This is a genomic window from Stenotrophomonas sp. (assembly GCF_032061965.1).
Lineage (GTDB): Bacteria > Pseudomonadota > Gammaproteobacteria > Xanthomonadales > Xanthomonadaceae > Stenotrophomonas.
Genome location: NZ_DAMBEF010000016.1, coordinates 24,970 through 41,851, shown reverse-complemented (window position 1 = coordinate 41,851; position 16,882 = coordinate 24,970). Strand labels below are relative to the sequence as shown.

Annotated in this window: 14 protein-coding genes; 5 read left to right on the top strand and 9 right to left on the bottom strand. The window is 64.4% G+C overall.

Features of this window, described 5'->3' with window-relative positions; translation table 11 throughout:
• The first annotated feature begins 26 nt into the window (after window positions 1-26).
• From RT460_RS10390 to RT460_RS10375, 4 genes are all read left to right on the top strand, one after another.
• The gene (locus RT460_RS10390) at window positions 27-596 is read left to right on the top strand and encodes a helix-turn-helix domain-containing protein (RefSeq protein WP_313318877.1); all 570 of its coding nucleotides are present in this window, start codon (window positions 27-29) and stop codon (window positions 594-596) included.
• The gene (locus tag RT460_RS10385) at window positions 593-2,257 is read left to right on the top strand and encodes an MFS transporter (RefSeq protein ID WP_313318876.1); all 1,665 of its coding nucleotides are present in this window, start codon (window positions 593-595) and stop codon (window positions 2,255-2,257) included. Before RT460_RS10390 ends, RT460_RS10385 begins: the two co-directional genes overlap by 4 nt.
• The gene (locus RT460_RS10380) at window positions 2,254-3,363 is read left to right on the top strand and encodes an HlyD family secretion protein (RefSeq protein WP_313318874.1); all 1,110 of its coding nucleotides are present in this window, start codon (window positions 2,254-2,256) and stop codon (window positions 3,361-3,363) included. Before RT460_RS10385 ends, RT460_RS10380 begins: the two co-directional genes overlap by 4 nt.
• Before the next feature lie 526 nt (window positions 3,364-3,889).
• Window positions 3,890-5,590, top strand: coding sequence for an amidohydrolase (locus tag RT460_RS10375; RefSeq protein ID WP_313318873.1), 1,701 nt, complete (start codon window positions 3,890-3,892; stop codon window positions 5,588-5,590).
• Window positions 5,591-5,877: 287 nt separating this feature from the next.
• Here the strand turns inward: RT460_RS10375 and RT460_RS10370 are convergent, their stop codons facing one another.
• The 9 genes from RT460_RS10370 to creB all read right to left on the bottom strand — a co-directional run bounded on the left by RT460_RS10370 (window position 5,878) and on the right by creB (window position 15,853).
• Window positions 5,878-6,363 (bottom strand): Fur family transcriptional regulator, encoded by a 486-nt coding sequence (locus RT460_RS10370; protein ID WP_062166516.1) that lies wholly within the window; start codon window positions 6,361-6,363, stop codon window positions 5,878-5,880.
• A gap of 16 nt (window positions 6,364-6,379) precedes the next feature.
• Window positions 6,380-7,780 carry a glutamate--tRNA ligase gene (gene gltX / locus RT460_RS10365; protein ID WP_313318871.1) on the bottom strand — a complete coding sequence of 467 codons (1,401 nt, stop codon included), beginning with the start codon at window positions 7,778-7,780 and terminating at the stop codon, window positions 6,380-6,382.
• A gap of 699 nt (window positions 7,781-8,479) precedes the next feature.
• Window positions 8,480-10,072 carry a M20/M25/M40 family metallo-hydrolase gene (locus RT460_RS10360; RefSeq protein ID WP_313318870.1) on the bottom strand — a complete coding sequence of 531 codons (1,593 nt, stop codon included), beginning with the start codon at window positions 10,070-10,072 and terminating at the stop codon, window positions 8,480-8,482.
• A 107-nt stretch (window positions 10,073-10,179) separates the two neighbouring features.
• On the bottom strand, window positions 10,180-11,064 hold the full coding sequence (locus RT460_RS10355) for a carbon-nitrogen hydrolase family protein (protein ID WP_313318869.1): 885 nt from the start codon (window positions 11,062-11,064) through the stop codon (window positions 10,180-10,182).
• Window positions 11,061-11,666, bottom strand: a complete 606-nt coding sequence (locus tag RT460_RS10350; protein ID WP_313318868.1) for a GNAT family N-acetyltransferase — start codon at window positions 11,664-11,666, stop codon at window positions 11,061-11,063. Before RT460_RS10350 ends, RT460_RS10355 begins: the two co-directional genes overlap by 4 nt.
• 148 nt (window positions 11,667-11,814) lie before the next feature.
• A complete protein-coding gene (locus tag RT460_RS10345; RefSeq protein ID WP_313318867.1) occupies window positions 11,815-12,225 on the bottom strand; it encodes a hypothetical protein in 411 nt (136 codons plus the stop codon).
• A 61-nt stretch (window positions 12,226-12,286) separates the two neighbouring features.
• A complete protein-coding gene (gene creD / locus RT460_RS10340) occupies window positions 12,287-13,630 on the bottom strand; it encodes a cell envelope integrity protein CreD (RefSeq protein ID WP_313318866.1) in 1,344 nt (447 codons plus the stop codon).
• 82 nt (window positions 13,631-13,712) lie between these two features.
• On the bottom strand, window positions 13,713-15,149 hold the full coding sequence (gene creC, locus RT460_RS10335; RefSeq protein WP_313318865.1) for a two-component system sensor histidine kinase CreC: 1,437 nt from the start codon (window positions 15,147-15,149) through the stop codon (window positions 13,713-13,715).
• Window positions 15,149-15,853 carry a two-component system response regulator CreB gene (gene creB, locus RT460_RS10330; protein WP_313318864.1) on the bottom strand — a complete coding sequence of 235 codons (705 nt, stop codon included), beginning with the start codon at window positions 15,851-15,853 and terminating at the stop codon, window positions 15,149-15,151. Before creB ends, creC begins: the two co-directional genes overlap by 1 nt.
• 110 nt (window positions 15,854-15,963) lie before the next feature.
• Here creB and rlmJ point away from each other — a divergent pair, with 110 nt between their 5' ends.
• Entirely contained in the window at window positions 15,964-16,821 is an 858-nt protein-coding gene (rlmJ, locus tag RT460_RS10325) for a 23S rRNA (adenine(2030)-N(6))-methyltransferase RlmJ (protein WP_313318863.1), read from the top strand.
• The last annotated feature ends 61 nt before the right edge of the window (window positions 16,822-16,882 follow it).

The window sequence follows — 16,882 nt, the reverse complement described above, 5'->3', positions numbered from 1 at the left end:
ACACTTTTGTCCGGATCATATGCCGCATGACTTCCATTCGTTCCGATGCCGCCGCGCGTCGCGCCTTGCTATTGGACGCGGCCGACGCCGTGTTCGGCGAGCACGGCATCACCGCCCCGCTTGATCTGGTGGTGGAACGCGCCGGCGTCGGCCGCGCCACCCTGTACCGCAACTTCCCCGACCGCACTGCGCTGGTTGAAGCGCTGCTGCAACGAACCGTGGAGAAAATCGAGGCCCACCTGCAGGAACTGGGCGATCGCGACGACGCCTTGTTCGAGCTGATCAAGGGCATGGCACGGCGCATCGTGCATTCCCCCGCCCTGGCCGACTACTGGCGTGCGGTGGACCGCGACGACCCCGCCATCAAGGCGGCGCGCGAGCATATCCTCAAACTGTCGGCTCCGGCCCTGCAGCGCGCCAAGGCCGCCGGCCTGTGCCGGCCGGACCTGGAACTGGCCGATATCTCACTGATCTCCAGCATGCTGGGCGCGGCCCTGCGCGGGCGTACCGCCGAAGATCGCGCCACCCTCGCACGGCGTGCGATTGAATTGCTGCGTCCCGGCCTGTCCGCGCCGGTTTCGCCGGAAGCCAAATGAAACCGCTCAAACCCATTCCGGATTGGGAGGAACACGAAAAGCCCACCCTGCCCGGCTCGGCCTCGATGCCTTGGCACCCACCCTACCGGCGCGCGGCCTATGCCGCAGTAGCGGTGCTGGTTGCCATCACCGGCGGCCTGGGCAACGCGCTGATCAGCGCCAACCTGCCGTGGATCACCGGCCAGATGGGCCTGCAGGCCAGCGAGGCAAACTGGCTGGTCGCCGCCTATCTGATGGTCAACGTCAGTGCCAACCTGCTGGTGTTCAAGTTCCGCCAGGAGTACGGCATCCGTCTATTCGCCGAGATCGGCCTGGGCACATACGCTGCGCTGGCCGTGCTGCACCTGTTTGTCGGCAATACCACCACCACGCTGCTGGTACGTGCCGGCAGCGGCTTTGCCGGCGCTGCCTGCACTACCCTTGGCACGCTGTACATGCTGCAGGCACTGCCGCGCAAATATGTCGGCAACCTGCTGGTGATCGGCGTGGGCCTGTCGCAGCTGGCGGTGCCACTGGCCTGGCTGCTGTCGCCCAGCCTGCTCGACCATGGCGAGTGGCAGAACCTGTATCTGTTCGAAGCCGGCCTGGCGCTGTGTTCGTTCGCGGCGGTGGTGGTGCTGAAGCTGCCGCCCGGCATCCAGATCAAGGTATTCGAACGCAAGGATTTCCTCACCTTCGCCCTGCTCGCGCCCGGGCTGGCCTTGCTGGTGGTGGTGCTGAGCCAGGGCTATCTGCATTGGTGGTTCGATTCTCCCTGGCTGGGCTGGGCGTTGGCCACCGCCGTGGTGCTGATCACCGCTGGCCTGTGCATCGAGCACCAGCGCCGCAGCCCGCTGCTGCAGGTGCGCTGGCTGATGGGTCCGGTGATGCTGCGCTTCATCGTCGGCGCCTTCCTGATCCGCTTCCTGACCAACGAGCAGTCCTACGGGATGATCACGATGATGCGCACGCTGGGCATGGGGCCGGATCAAATGGCGCCCTTGTTCGGGGTGATCCTGATCGGCGTGCTGGTCGGCATCGCCGCCGGTGCGCTGACTTTCGGCCCCAAGGCGCTGATCCCCCAGCTGCTGACCTCGATCATCCTGCTGGGCACTGCTGCCTTCCTCGACCAGCACCGCACCAGCCTGGACCGGCCGATGGACTTTGCCCTCAGCCAGTTCTTCGCGGCGGTGGGCAGCGGCATGTTCATGGGCCCGCTGATGCTGATGGGTATCCGCCAGGCGATGGCGCGCGGGCTGGACCACATCGTGTCCTTCATCGTGATCCTGTCGCTGACCCAGAGCTTTGGCAGCCTGGCCGGCTCGGCCCTGCTCAGCAGCTACCAGTTGCACCGCGAGCACATCTATTCGACGGCGCTGGTGAGCCAGCTCAACCCCGCCGACCCGCAGGTGGCGCGCCGCCTGCAACTGCAGCAACAAGCCTACGCCCGCGTCATCACCGACCCGGTACAACTCAAGGCACAGGCCAGTGCCGCGCTGGCGGCGACCGCCAAACGCGAGGCCAATGTGCGGGCATTCAACGACGTCTTCGCACTCAGTGGCTGGGTGGCGATCTGCTTCCTGAGCTGGTTGTTGCTGGAAGTGACGTTGCGCAATCCACGTGTGAAACAGGTGATCCGGCGTGACCGCGCCGGCACCCAGAACCAACGGGCACAAACATGAGCAACAAGACCGAAACCGCTGCATCCACACCGGCACCGCCCCCGGTATCCAAGTACAACCGGCCCAGCCGCACCAGCGTGGTGGTGATGATCGCCGTCGCCCTGGTCGGGCTGACCCTGATCCTGCGTGCCTGGCAGCTGTGGCCATTCAACAGCCCGCGCATGCACACCGACGATGCCTATGTGCGTGGCCAGGTGACGGTGCTGGCGCCGCAGGTAAACGGCTATGTCACCGAAGTACTGGTCAGTGACTTCGACCACGTGAAGAAAGACCAGCCGCTGCTGCGCATCGACGACCGCATCTACCGGCAGAAGGTGGATCAGGCCCAGGCGTCGCTGGAAGACGCCCGCGCACAGTTGGCCAACTCCGACCAGAGCCAGGCGCAGAACCGCGCGCAGATCAGCTCGGCACGCGCCAACTACGCCGCCGAACAGGCCGAGCAGCAGCGCAGCCGCACCGAACTGCGGCGCTACGAAACCCTGGCTTCGCAGCAGCTGGTGTCCAACAGCGACCGCGACAAGCTGCGCTCGTCGGCGCAGGCGGCAACGGCAGGTGTGGCGCAATCGCAGGCCGCCATCCATATCGCCGAGGAGACCCTCACCTCCACCCAGGTCGCGCGCAAGGGCCTGGAAGCCAAGGTCGCCATGGCCGAAGCGGCGCTGGAGCTGGCCAGGATTGACCTGGACAACACCGTGATCAAAGCCCCGCGCGATGGCCAGGTATCGGAAGCCAGCGTGCGCCTGGGCCAATACGTGACCGCCGGCAGCCAGTTGCTGTTCCTGGTGCCGGACACGCTATGGGTCGTTGCCAACTACAAGGAAGGCCAGACCTGGAACATGGCCATCGGCCAACCGGCAACTTTCAGCGTGGATGCGTTCCAGGGCAAGAAGCTGACCGGCCACATCGAGCAGATCGCCCCGGCCACCGGTTCGGAGTTCTCGGTGCTCAAGCCCGACAACGCCAGCGGCAACTTCACCAAGGTGGTGCAACGACTGCCGATCCGCATCGCCATCGATCCCGACCAGCCGCTCGCCGCGCGCCTGCGCCCCGGCATGTCGGTGGTGGTTGAAGTAGATACGGCAGCAACACCCGCGCAGCAGCGATAAGCGCTAGGCGGTAGTGCCGAGCCATGCTCGGCAGAGGCTTTCCCAGCAAAAGCTGCCCTCACCCCAACCCCTCTCCCGTATGCGGGAGAGGGGCTAAAGACAAAAACTACCCCTCCCCAACCCTCCCCTTTGCTACGCAAAAGGGAGGGGGTGAAAACTGTAGTGCCGAGCCATGCTCGGCAGAGGCTTTCCCAGCAAAAGCTGCCCTCACCCCAACCCCTCTCCCGTATGCGGGAGAGGGGCTAAAGACAAAAACTACCCCTCCCCAACCCTCCCCTTTGCTACGCAAAAGGGATCGGGTGAAAACTGTAGTGCCGAGCCGTGCTCGGCAGAGGCTTTCCCGGTGAAGCCCTCGAACCACCCGCACATCCATCGCAGTAAAAGCCCGCCACGCGGCACAAGTACGGCCCAGAAACAACCGCATCCCAGCCAACCCCCGATTCAAAACGGACCACGCCGTCCTTCAACACAACGGCAAGGACTAACGCGCTAGGCTGTACCCAGTTCCCAGCCAGGAGAACCCGCGATGAAATCGATTCTGACCGCCGCCGTCCTGGCCGCGCTCACGGCCACCACCGCCAATGCCGCCGACACGCTGTACGCCGGTGGCCCCATCGTCACCGTCGACGACAAGCAGCCCAGCGCCGAAGCAATCGTGGTCCGTGATGGCCGCATCGCCTTTGTCGGCAGCCGCAGCGCGGCACGCGACTTCAGCCCGAACGCGCGGCAGATCGACCTGCAAGGACACACGCTGGTGCCGGGCTTTCTGGATGCCCACGGCCACGTCTCGGGCGTCGGCCTGCAGGCACTAGCCGCCAACCTGTTGCCCGCCCCCGATGGCGAAGGCAACTCGATTCCGGCGCTGCAGAAGATCATGCGCGAGTTCCGCGCACACCCCACCACACCCGAGGGCTACAAGGTGCTGATCGGCTTCGGCTACGACGATTCGCAGCTGACCGAACAGCGGCATCCAACCCGCCAAGATCTGGATGCGATTGCTACCGATGTCCCCATCATCCTGATGCACCAATCCGGCCATCTCGGCGCCTACAACAGCAAGGCTCTGGAGTTGGCCGGCATCACCGCCGACACGCCCAACCCGCCGGGTGGCGTGATTCGCCGCGAAGCCGGCGGCAACGTTCCCGATGGCGTGCTTGAAGAAAGCGCACACAGCCTGGCCTTGGCCAAGCTGATGCCAGCCATGACCGCTGAGCAATCGCTGGCCATGCTCGAGGCCGGGCAGGCCTTGTACATGAAGTACGGTTACACCACCGCGCAGGATGGCAAGACCGATGCCGGCACCTTGCAGCTGCTGCCCATGGCGGCGAAGGCCGGCAAGCTGAAGATCGACGTGGTGGCCTATCCCGATATCGAAGTGGCGCTGCACAACCCGGCCATGCAGGGCCCGTTCTATGGCCTGAACTACACCGATCACTACCGCATCGGCGGGGTGAAGATCAGCCTGGATGGTTCACCACAGGGCAAGACCGCGTGGCTGAGCAAGCCCTACTACAAGGTTCCCGCAGGCGAGAAGCCGGACTATGCCGGCTACCCCGCCTTCCCCGACGCCAAGGTCGACGATCTCATCAGCCAGGCTTGGGGCCATGGCTGGCAGGTGCTGGCGCATGCCAATGGCGATGCCGCCATCGACCAGCTGATCCATGCCGTGTCCGTCGCTGAAGCGAAGTACCCGGACAAGCATCTCGTGCCAGTACTGATCCACGGCCAGACGCTACGCAAGGATCAGGTCGGCGAACTGCGCCGCCTGGGCATTTTCCCGTCGCTGTTCCCGATGCACACCTATTACTGGGGCGACTGGCACCGCGACTCGGTGTTGGGGCCGGAACGCGCCGAAAACATTTCGCCGACGCAATGGGTACTGGATGCCGGCATGGTATTCACCTCGCACCACGACGCGCCGGTGGTGTTCCCGGATTCGATGCGGGTGCTGGATGCCACGGTCAACCGCGTGACCCGCAGCGGCCGTGTGCTTGGCCCCGAGCAGCGCGTATCGCCGGAAATTGCGCTGAAGTCCATCACCTTGTGGGCGGCGCGGCAATATGGCGAAGAGAGCAGCAAGGGCTCGATCGAAGTCGGCAAGCGCGCGGATCTGGCCCTGTTGTCGGACAACCCGCTGAGCATCGAGCGCAGCCAACTGCATACCATCAAGGTGCTGCAGACCATCAAGGATGGCGAAGTGGTTTACGAGGCAACGCCGACACCTTGAGCAGACTGGTTGGAGCCCAGGGCGTGAAGCTTACCCCCCCACCCCTCCCCTTTGCGGCGCAAAAGGGAGGAAACGTAGTGCCGAGCCATGCTCGGCAGGGGCTTTACCCTTAGCACTTAACGTCTTGGCAGCGGCCCGAGCCGCGAAGCCACGGCGATACCCGAAATGGACGGCGCATTGAGCTGGCCGAAGCAGGCACGGTGAGGGCTATCGGCTAACGGCTACCCTCACCCCAACCCCTCTCCCGGCGGGAGAGGGACTTTGACCATCAGCCTGGGCTTTGAGCTTCAGCCTGCGCAGTTCGCGCACAGGCCGTGCACTTCCAGCGTCTGCGCCTGCGGCTTGAAACCCAGTTCCTTGGCACGGGCTTCCAGTTGTCGGACGATGTCGCGGTCCTCCAGCTCCACCGCGCTATGGCAGCGGTCGCAGATCAGGAACGGCACCGAGTGCTGGTTGCTGCTGGGGTGATGGCAGGCGACAAACGAGTTGACCGAGGCCAGCTTGTGCACGAAGCCATTGGCCATCAGGAAATCCAGCGCGCGGTACACGGTAGGCGGGGCATCGGCGCCCACGCCCTTGCCTTCGCGCACCCATTCCAGCAGCTCGTAGGCTTTGACCGGCTTGCCTGCCTCGGCGATGAGGCGCAGCACGTTGGCGCGGATCGGCGTCAGCCGCAGGCCGCGCTCGCGGCACACCCGCTCGACCACCGCAACAAAATCCGCCGCGTCTTCAACGTGGTGGTGCGGGGCGGTACAGGAGTGTGCGTCGGTCATGGCTACCTCGTCGGAATCAGGCCGTTGGGATCTTGATGAGTGCGGCGTCGATGCGTTTCAAGGCCTCGTCGCGGCCGGCCAGGTACACGGTATGGGAAATGTCAGGGCTCACCTGGGTGCCGGTGATGGCCACGCGCAGCGGCTGGGCAACCTTGCCCATGCCGATTTCCAACTGCGCGGCCACGTCGTGCAGCGCCGCCGACACGCCTTCGGCGGTCCATTCAGCTGCGGCCAGCAACTCGCGCGCTTTGCCCAGCGGAACCTCGGCGCCGGCCTTGAAATGCTTGGCCACCGCGGCTTCGTCGTACTCGGTCAGCGGGGTGTACCAGACCACGGCCTTCTCGGCCATTTCCTTCAGGGTCTGCACGCGCTCACGCAGGGCGATGACCACGTCCACCGGTGCAGGGCCCTTTGCCAGGTCCAGGCCCAGCTTTTCCAACTGGTAGACCAGGTGTGGCGCAATGGATTCAGGCGTTTCGGTCTTCAGGAAGTGCTGGTTGACCCAGCCCAGCTTGGCCATGTCCAGGCGCGCGGCCTTGGAGTTGCAGTTGGTGACGTCGAACAGGTCGATCAGTTCCTGGCGGGTGAATATCTCCTGGTCGCCGTGCGACCAGCCCAAGCGGGCCAGGTAGCTCAGCAGCGCCTCGGGCAGGTAACCGGCGTCCTTGTACTGCATGACATCGGCCGCGCCGGTGCGCTTGGACAGCTTGGCGCCCTGCTCGTCCAGGATCATCGGCATGTGGCCGAACTTCGGCACCGGCGCACCGATGGCCTGGTACAGGTTGATCTGGCGCGGGGTGTTGTTGATGTGGTCATCACCGCGGATGACCTCATTGATGTTCATGTCCCAATCGTCGACCACCACCGCGAAGTTGTAGGTGGGGTAGCCATCCGGACGGAAGATGACCATGTCATCCAACTCGCTGTTGGCGATTTCGATGTTGCCCTTGATCAGGTCATCGAACAGCACGGTGCCGTCGAGCGGGTTCTTGAAGCGGATGACGCGGTTCGGGTCGTCCTTGTACGGCAGCTTGAGCTCGCGGGCGGCGCCGTTGTAACGCGGCTTCTCCTGCTTGGCCATGGCGGCTTCGCGCATGGCGTCCAGCTCTTCCTTGGTCTCGTAGGCGTAGTAGGCCTTGCCGTCGGCGATCAGCTGCTCGGCCACTTCCTTGTAACGGGCGACGCGGTCGGTCTGGTAGATCGGGCCCTCGTCATAGCCCAGGCCCAGCCAATCCATCGCCTCGAGAATGGCGTCGATGGCCGCCTGGGTTGAGCGCTCGCGGTCGGTATCTTCAATGCGCAGCACGAACTCACCGCCACGGTGGCGCGCCTCCAGCCAGCAATACAGCGCGGTGCGGGCGCCACCAATATGCAGGTAGCCGGTGGGACTGGGGGCAAAGCGGGTACGGACGGTCATGACGGGCGCAGAAGTGAGAATCGGGGCATTTTACCTCTTCCCCTGCTCCGGTGCCTTGAACCGGCTTCAGCCCTTGGCGCGCGGACCACAAGACACAGCAAGCGCCAGCGACCTGCAGCTCTAAGCCCCTCTCCCGTTCACGGGAGAGGGGTTGGGGTGAGGGCAGCTTCGGCTTCGGCTTCGGCTTCGGCCGTTGCCCTTGCTCCAGCCGTTGACTTACCGGGCCCCTTCCGCAGCGACGGAGCTGGCAGACAGGACCCCGCAGGGGCGACGCACAGGAATGTGCGTCGTTTTTCGACGAGACAGGGATGTCTCGTCGAAAAATCCTGCCAGTGCAGTGGACCCGCGCCGCGCAGCGGCGTGGGCGCGGAGGCAGGGTGTGCTTTCTTTTGGTTATCTTTTCTTTGCACAAGCAAAGAAGTGCTCTTCAACAGCCGAACGGCTGGTCAAAGTAACTCGCTCCCCGAAGGGGAGTGAAAGCTCTTGATCTTGCTGTTGCAACTGCTGTGAATAAGAGACTAGAGAGCCATCAATAGCCAGAGCCAAAGCTCCCCCCATCCGCCCCCCGCCTTCGCGGGGGCAGGCTCTTCGGGCACCTTCCCCCGCAAGCGGGAGAAGGGAGACATCGAGCATTGCTTGCTCTGCCCCAAAAGCAGAAGGGCCGCAATGCGGCCCTTCCTTCAAGCAAACCCAGCTAACTCAATTCTCCAACAACGGCTTGCGCGGGAAACGCTCCTCGCGCATCGCAGCGTTGTAGACAAACGACGCCACGATCGCCGCTGCCTGCTTCAGATCCTCCGCCTCGGCGTGGTCCCAGGTATCCAGATGGCTGTGATGCACATTGCTGAAATAGTCCAGACGATCCTGCACGAACTGGAAGCCCGGCAGGCCCACCCGGTCATAACTGATGTGGTCCGTGCTGCCGGTGTTGCGCGACACCACCGTGGTTGCACCCACATCGTTGAACGGCTTCAGCCACGCCTCGAAGATCGGCATCGCCGCCATGTTTTCCTGTGCATAGATGCCACGGAACCGGCCCGAACCATTGTCCATGTTGAAGTAGACCTGGAACTTGTCGTAATCACGCATCTTCTGCAACGGCCCGGTCGGCTCACGCAGCGATGCCGGCAATGCCTTCTGCGCCGCATCGGTCGGCTCCGGATAACGTGCGAAGTGCTGCGCCACATAGGCCTGCGAACCGATCAGGCCCTGCTCCTCACCACTCCACAAGGCCACACGGATGGTGCGCTTGGGCTTGGCACCCACCGCCTTGAGGATGCGCATCGCCTCCATCATCACCGCCACGCCTGCGGCGTTGTCGGCCGCGCCGGTGCCGGTGTGCCAGGAATCCATGTGTGCCCCCAGCATCACGATCTCGTCAGCCTTGCTGCTGCCGCGGATCTCGGCCAGCGTGTTGTGGCCCGGCTGGTTACTGTCATCGGTGAAACGCGCCTGCACGTCCACACGCAACTTGACGCTCTGCTTGTCCTTCAAGGCACGCACCAGCGGATTGAAATGCTCGGCAATCATCGCCAGCTCAGGAATGCCCACCGATTCACCGGCCTTGCGCGAGCCACCACCGGCCACGCGGATGATGCCGTTGTCCCAGCCGCTGATACTGATCGCTGCCAGTGCGCCCTCTTCGACGAAGAATGCATTGACTGCCTTGGCCAGCTCCTGCCGCTCGTTGTATTCCTTCACCCGCTTTGCCCGATCTTCATCGGCACTCTTGGGGATGGTGAACTGCTGCAGGCCTTCCAGCGAGGTGGCATCGTGCCGATGCGAGTCGGACTCGACTCCGCGCTTGTACTCGCGCGCATCGCCCAGCAGCAGGATCTTGCCGCGCAGCTTGCCCCGGTACTGATCCATATCCGACAGCTTCTTGATGTCGACCTGGATCAATTCGCCTTCCACCGGGCCATTGGTGCCTGGCGTCCACGCCTTTGGCAGCGCATGCAAGGGCTGTACGCGCTGGCCGAGCATCTCGACGCTGGCCGAGGTGAACTCCCAGCCACGGCCGAAATCATCGAACGCCTCGTCGTGCACGTTTACCAGGCCCCAATCGTTGAACCTGCTGCGGGTCCAGGCATTGGCCTGGGCCATGGCCGGCGAATTGGTCAGGCGTGGGCCGATGGATTCGGTCAGGTGACTGAAGGTGTCCATCACCTGCGAACGATGGAAGGCTTCCTGGCGGATCTTGCCCACCATGTCCAGATCCACCTGCTCAGCCGCCTGCGCTGTCGCGCCCACCGCCAAGCCCATGCACAACGCCAGCAAACCGCGCTTGATCACCACGTACCCCGGCCTTCGGCCAATCACGACAAAGCACCGAGTCTAGCCAGCCCGGCCCAGCCACCGAGCCCGCCAATGGTCATGGTTGGCCGGCACCGGCACACGATTCAATCGGCGCGCAGCACCACCGCCTGGGCCAAGGCCGGCTGCTGCTGGGCTGGCCAATCGCGGTCATTGGCCACCTGCGCCCGCCCGCGGCTGGCCTCAAACGCTGCAAAATCGAGGTCCGCGTAGGCCCAGAGCTGCGCTTCGCGGGTCTGCGCCAATACACCATCGGCAGGGAATCCCACGTCCATCGGCGCATAGATCGCTGCCTCGCCGGTGTTCACATCCAAGGCCGGGCTCCACTCGGCCAGCCCGGCGGTGACTGCCTGGGCAACGAACATGCGGTTCTCCAGCGCGCGCGCAAGACAGCCGATCCGTACCCGGGTTGCACCGGCCACGGTATCGGTGCAACTGGGCACCACCAGCAAGCGCGCGCCCGCCTCGTACTGGCGCCGTACCGGCAGCGGAAATTCGCTGTCGTAGCAGATCGCCACCGCCACCCGCACTCCGTCGATCTCGAATACCTTCAAGGCATCACCGGGATCGATCAGCCCGGTCTTTTTCTCGAAACCGGTCAGCTGCAGCTTGTCCTGCCACAGCTGCGTACCTTGCGGGGTGAACCAATCGCTGCGGTTGCGGTAGCGGCCATTGCCGGTGTCCAGCAGGAAGCTGCCGGCAACAACGTGCATGTCCAGCTCGCGCGCCAACCTTGAGAACAGCGCCAACCACGCTTGGCGGTACTGCTGGATGGCTGCCAACGACGCCGCAAGGTCACTGAATACAGGACGGCCAAAGCTGGCCGCCAATTCCAGCGACAGGTACTCGGGCAAGACCGCAATGCGTGCGCCCTGCGCTGCCGCTTCACCCAACACCTCGGCCTGGCGGGCGGCAAACGCATCAAAACTGGCGGGCGAACCGACGGGATAGCGGGCAACGGCAATTTTCATGCGACAGGCTCCAAACGGCGCGTCCAGAACGTCAGCGGATGCACGACATTGCCGTGGCCCACCTCGTCCCAGTTCAGCTGCATTGTCATACCTGGCTGGCGCAGATAGCCGCGCTTGTGCCAGAACACCGCATTGTCACGATGTCCGGCAGGCATGCGGGGGTCATCGCTGGTTCGGTCTACCGAGCAGAATGCCGTCAGCGCGAATCGCCCCAGCGCGCGCGCGTGGGCTTCGCGTGCATCGAAGAAAGCGTGGCCGATGCCGTGCCCGCGATAGTCGGGCAGCAGGACGGATTCGCCGAAGTAGAACACCTGCGCCGGGTCAATGCCTGCCAGCTCAAACGGCTTGCGGAAAGCAGGGCCGTCATCGAGCAAGGGCAAGCCTGTCGATGCCCCTACCACCGCGTCACCGGCGCGGGCGATTACGCAGACCGCATTCGGGGTGTTTGCGTAAGCCGCAAGATAATCGCGCTCGTAATCAAGGCTGCCTTGGTAGAGATAGGGCCAATCCTTGAACACCTGGATACGCAGGCGTGCAATGTCGTCCAGGTGCGGCAGCAATTGGCGGCCGCGCAGGGAGCGGGTGGTGAGGGTAGCGTGCATGGGCGCATTCTAGAGGTTGTTGGGCGGTGCCCCCTCTCCCCAACCCCTCTCCCGCAAGGGGAGAGGGGCAGAACCTGCAATTGCATCCTTCAGCATCCAGGGAACTTCGGTCGGTTGGCTGGGGAACCGCCAGGCACGCAACCCCAACTCACCGCCACCATCCATAGATCACCAACCTCTCCACCGGCAGCAGCACCAGCCAGGATCGACCATCCGCAGCCACCGCCGAATACCCACCAGCATGCCTCGCCGGCAATGCGTCCTGTCCAGGCGCCACAACGCCTGCATCATGCTGCACCGGCCCAAGCGCGGCAGCGAACGCAGAGAACTGCCAGGGCCCCTGCTCGAAATACCGCAGTCCTTTGCGCCGGATTGCCAACGCGGTGGACAAGGACAGGCGCAACGCCACCATCCCCTGCCCTGCTTCATCCCCGAACACGCTGCCCAGCAATACCTGCTCCACCTGCCCAGGCGACATGCCGAAATGCAGCAGCCCGCAGGTTTCGATACCCGCAGGCAACAAGCGCTGGGCGCGACGGTGGATCAATGCACGATTCATTGTTCGCTCCTCGCAGGGGCCGGGATGGAAAACCATCCCGCCCCTGCCGCCATTGATGCACTCAGCCCTGCCGCGCCACGGCACGGTTGCCCAGTTCGTACCAGTCCACCTTGCGGGTGATCCACATGATCGCGGCCAGGATGCCGAACAGCAGCAGCGAGCCCATCAGCAGCGCGTTGTTCTCCGAGATCAACAGCATGTACAGCACCCCGTACAACAAGGTCAGCATCGTCGCGAAGCCTGCGCCCCGCTTCCAACTGTGCAGCACGCCGCTGAGGTAGAAGCCCTGCAAGCCGATGCAGGCCGCAGCGGCAATCAGATAGGCCTGCCAGAACGCGATCTGCTCGGACAAGCTCAACAACAGCAGGAAGAACATGGCCAATGCCAAACCGACCAGCAGATACTGCAGCGGGTGGATCTTCAGCTGCTTGATCAACTCGAACAGTGCGAACCCAACGAACGTCAGCAACACAAACAAGATGCCGTACTTGCTGGCACGGTCCACCTGCGTATAAGTGTCCACCGGATCAACCAGCGTCACATTGAGCGCTTCCACGTTGGTTCCTTCTGTGCGGATCGCTTGGGTCAATTGCGCCTGCGCCGCCGAAGCCAACGAGGACACCGCCCACTCGGCCTGAAAGCCGCTGGCGTCGATATTGCGCTCGGGCAGGAAGCTGCCGCCAAACAAAGGGCTCTGCCAGCTCGAAGAGAGGTTGACGCGGGTGTCATCGCCAATCGGCGCGATGGCCAGCGTGCGGGTACCACCGAGCACCAGTTCCAGTTCGACCTTGCCCCCCTCACGCAATACGCCTTCGTTGGAATTCTGCAGCGGCGCCAGGTCCGCATGCAGGCCCTTGGAGGTTCCTTCCATTACCCCGGTCCCGGGCAGCAACTGCACTGCCCTGCCGTCTACCCGCAGGTTGGGGGTACCAACCAGGCCACGCACGTCGGAAATACCCAACGCCAGATAGGGGCGACCATAAACACGCCCTGCCACCGGAGCATAGGTGGCAACGGTGAACTCGGCCTGCAGCTTGCCCTCCCATTTGTAGACGGGCACCTTGAACAAACCCACCGACCGTTCGGACGGACGCATCACGCCCTGCACGTTCAAGCTCGCAGGCATCTGCAGGTCATAGCCATGCTCGGTACGCCATTCTGTCCGGCGCGGGCTATTGCCTTCCGCCGCCAGCTCGACCTCACGCTGCTGGGTCCACGGCAAGACCCGCACCGGACCGATCAGCGATTGCGCGCCAGCCCAGCTTTGCGATACCCGCTCCACCGCTTCGTTGCGGTAGCGCTCGCGCTCATTGATGGTGCTGCGGATAAGCAGCAAGGGAACCAGCAGAAGCAACACCAGCCCGCCGACAATGGCGAAGCGCAACAGCAGTTTGAGGGAAGTCATGTCCCGTTCTCGTGTGGAAACGGGAGCAGCTTGGCCCCGCCCCATGAGCAGGGTTTGTCGTCAGTTTGAAGCGAATGTGAAGTCAGCCGGGGGGCAGCAACAGCACGGCTTCGGCGCCGCCTTCTGGCCGGTTGTGCAGTTGCGCCTGACCACCGTGCAGGCGCGCGACCTCGGCCACGAACGGCAGGCCCAAACCTGAACTGCGCGGGCCATTGCCTGGCCGGCCCAGCGAATAAAAGCGCTCAAAAACCCGTTCCCGTGCGTACTCCGGCACGCCCGGCCCCTGATCGCGCAGGCGTACCTGCCACCCCTGTGCCTGCGGCGTTACCGCGATCTGGATGCGCCCACCCTTGGGCGAAAAAGCGATCGCATTGTCCAACAGGTTGGACAGCGCCTGCCGCAGCAGGAAGGGGTCGCCCTGCACGGCCGCATGTGGCGGCGAGACAACATCCAGTGCCAGTTCCGCAGCCTGCAGGCGCGGCGAGGCGTCCTCGGCCAGGGCAGCACACAGCTGCGCCAGGTCCACCTCGGTACGCCGCTGCAGCCAGCCGTGCTGCTCCACTTCAGCCAGGCGCAGCAATTGATCGATGGTTTCCGTCAGTCGCTTCTCCTGCTGCACGATGTTGCCGGCAAAGCGCTGCCGCTCGGCCTCGGGCAAGGGCTCCTGCAACAACTCGGCTGCACCGCGGATCGCCGCCAGCGGGCTCTTCATTTCGTGCGTCAGGGACTGCACGTACTGCTCCACGTAGGCCTTGCCTTCGAGCTTGCGGCGCATGGTTTCCAGCGCCTGGCCGAGCTCGCCGATCTCGTCACGCCGGCGCCGCGGCGGCGGCACCGGCTCGCCAGCGCTGACGGCCTTGGCATAGCGGCTCAAGCCACTGATGCCGCGTGACAACCACCAGGTCATCAGCAACCCGATCAATGCCGACAGGCCGATCAGCCATGCACCGCGGGCGACAATGGCGCGCTGGCTGGCAACGATGAAGGGGTCGATCGTGTCGTTGGGTTGCGCCAGCGTCAGTACCCCAATCAGGGTGCGCCCATCGGCAGGGTCGTAGACCGGGGCCGCCACGTGCATCACGGTCTTCTCCTGGTCACCCGGCGTCAGCGGACTGGAGCGCGCGCCATAGCGTCCCTGCAAGGTCAGGTGCACGTCGTTCCAGCGCGAGTTGTCGCGCCCCACATCCTGCCCGCGGGAATCGTAGATGACGATGCCCTTGGCATTGGTCACCGTCACCCGGTAATCGATGCTGCGCTTGGGAAAGCGCCAGACCATCGCCTTGGGATCGCGCCGCTGCGCGGTGGCCATCTGGCTGGCGAATGCGCCATCGGCAATACGCCCGGCCTTCAGATCCGGCGCCGCCATCACTGCCAGCACATTGGCCGCGTCCACCAGCGTGGATTCCATGGCCTGGCGCACGCCCGGCTTTACCTCGTTGACGAACACCCGCATCACGAAGAACGCAGCGATGCCGACGATCAGGAAAAAACCCAGGAACAGCTTGAGCCCGAGACGCATCAGGCCTCCAGCGCGTAGCCCAGGCCACGATGGGTGCGGATGGGGTCTTCCAGCGCGCCGGCCGCACGCAGCTTGGCGCGCAGGGTTTTGACATGGGTATCGATGGTGCGATCGGCGCTGTCGCTGGCGTGGTCCCAACCACGCTCCATCAACTGGGCGCGGCTGAGGATGGCACCGGGCCGTTGCAACAATGCCGCCAGCAACATGTACTCGTAACGTGTCAGGTCCAGCAACACGTCCTGGTAGCGGATGCGCAGGCCTTCACTGTCGACGGCAAACGCGCCGTGGACTTTCCAACCGCCCTCGCCCACAGGTGCTGCCTGGGTCTGCTGCGGTACACGGCGCAGCCTGGCCCGTACCCGTGCCACCATTTCGCGCGGCGAGAACGGCTTGGTCACGTAGTCGTCAGCACCAAGCTCCAGGCCGAGCACGCGATCGAATTCATCGTTGCGCGCGGTCAGGAAAATCACCGGCACCTGGCTGAAGGTACGCAACTGGCGGCAAACCTCGAAGCCACCCAGGTCGGGCAGGCCGACGTCCAGCACCACGACGTCGGCCTCCTGGGCACGCAGCAGGGCCAGCGCCTCGCGCCCGAGGGCGCAATGGCTGGCCTCGTAACCTTCGCTGCGCAGCGCATACAGCAAGGTGTCGGCAATGGCGGTTTCGTCCTCGACCACGAGGACCCGGGCGGGCTGTTCTGACATGGCGCCAGCATAGCGGGCCAAGGGCACATTCTGTGCGCTGGAACCGGGCCAGCACGTGCTCTGGCAACGCAAAGCCGCCGGGAACTGCGCGCACGCCTTACACTTCGCGCATGAACTATCGCCACGCCTTCCACGCCGGCAACCATGCCGACGTCCTCAAGCACATCGTCATGCTGGCGATGATCGACGCCCTCAAGCGCAAGGAATCCCCGTTCTTCGTGCTGGACACGCATGCCGGCCGCGGCCGCTACCTGCTGTCCTCCGAAGAAAGCAGCAAGACCACCGAAGCCGACGAGGGCATCCTGCAGCTGATGGCTACGCCGTCGCAGCCCGAGGTGGTGGAGCAGTACCTGCGCGCGGTGCAGGCCGACAACCCGGTCGGCGCCCTGCTGTCCTATCCCGGCTCGCCGTTGCTGGCTGCGCGCGCCCTGCGCGAACAGGACCGCATGGCCGCCTGCGAGCTGCAGAAGGACGAAGCGGCGGCCCTGAAGGAACTGTTCGCGCACGATCGCCGGGTACAGGTAGTCAACGGCAACGGCTATGAGTCCATCCGTGCCTTCCTGCCGCCGAAGTCGGGCGCGGACAAGATCGGCCGCGCCCTGGTGCTGATCGATCCGCCCTACGAGGCCCAGGACGCGGAGTACCCCCAGATCATCTCAACGGCCCGCGAGATCCTCACCCGGATGCCGCAGGCCCAATGCGCGATCTGGTACCCCATCAAGCAGCGCCGCACCCTGCAACCGTTCTTCCGCAAGGCTGCTGCCCTGCCGGCCAAGTCAGTGCTGGTTGCTGAACTGATGGTGCGGTCCGACGACTCGCCGCTGCGTCTTAATGGCAGCGGGATGCTGCTGCTGAACCCGCCCTGGCAGTTTGAACAGGTCCTGGCCCCGGCCTTGCCCGTCCTCAAGAAGCATATGGGCGAAACCGGGGCGTCGACCCGGTTGGAGTGGCTGAAAACCCCAGAGTGACGGTTTTCCGCCCTATTCAGCCACCGCTTTTGACCGCGTTCACAGAACCTATCACGCGCGG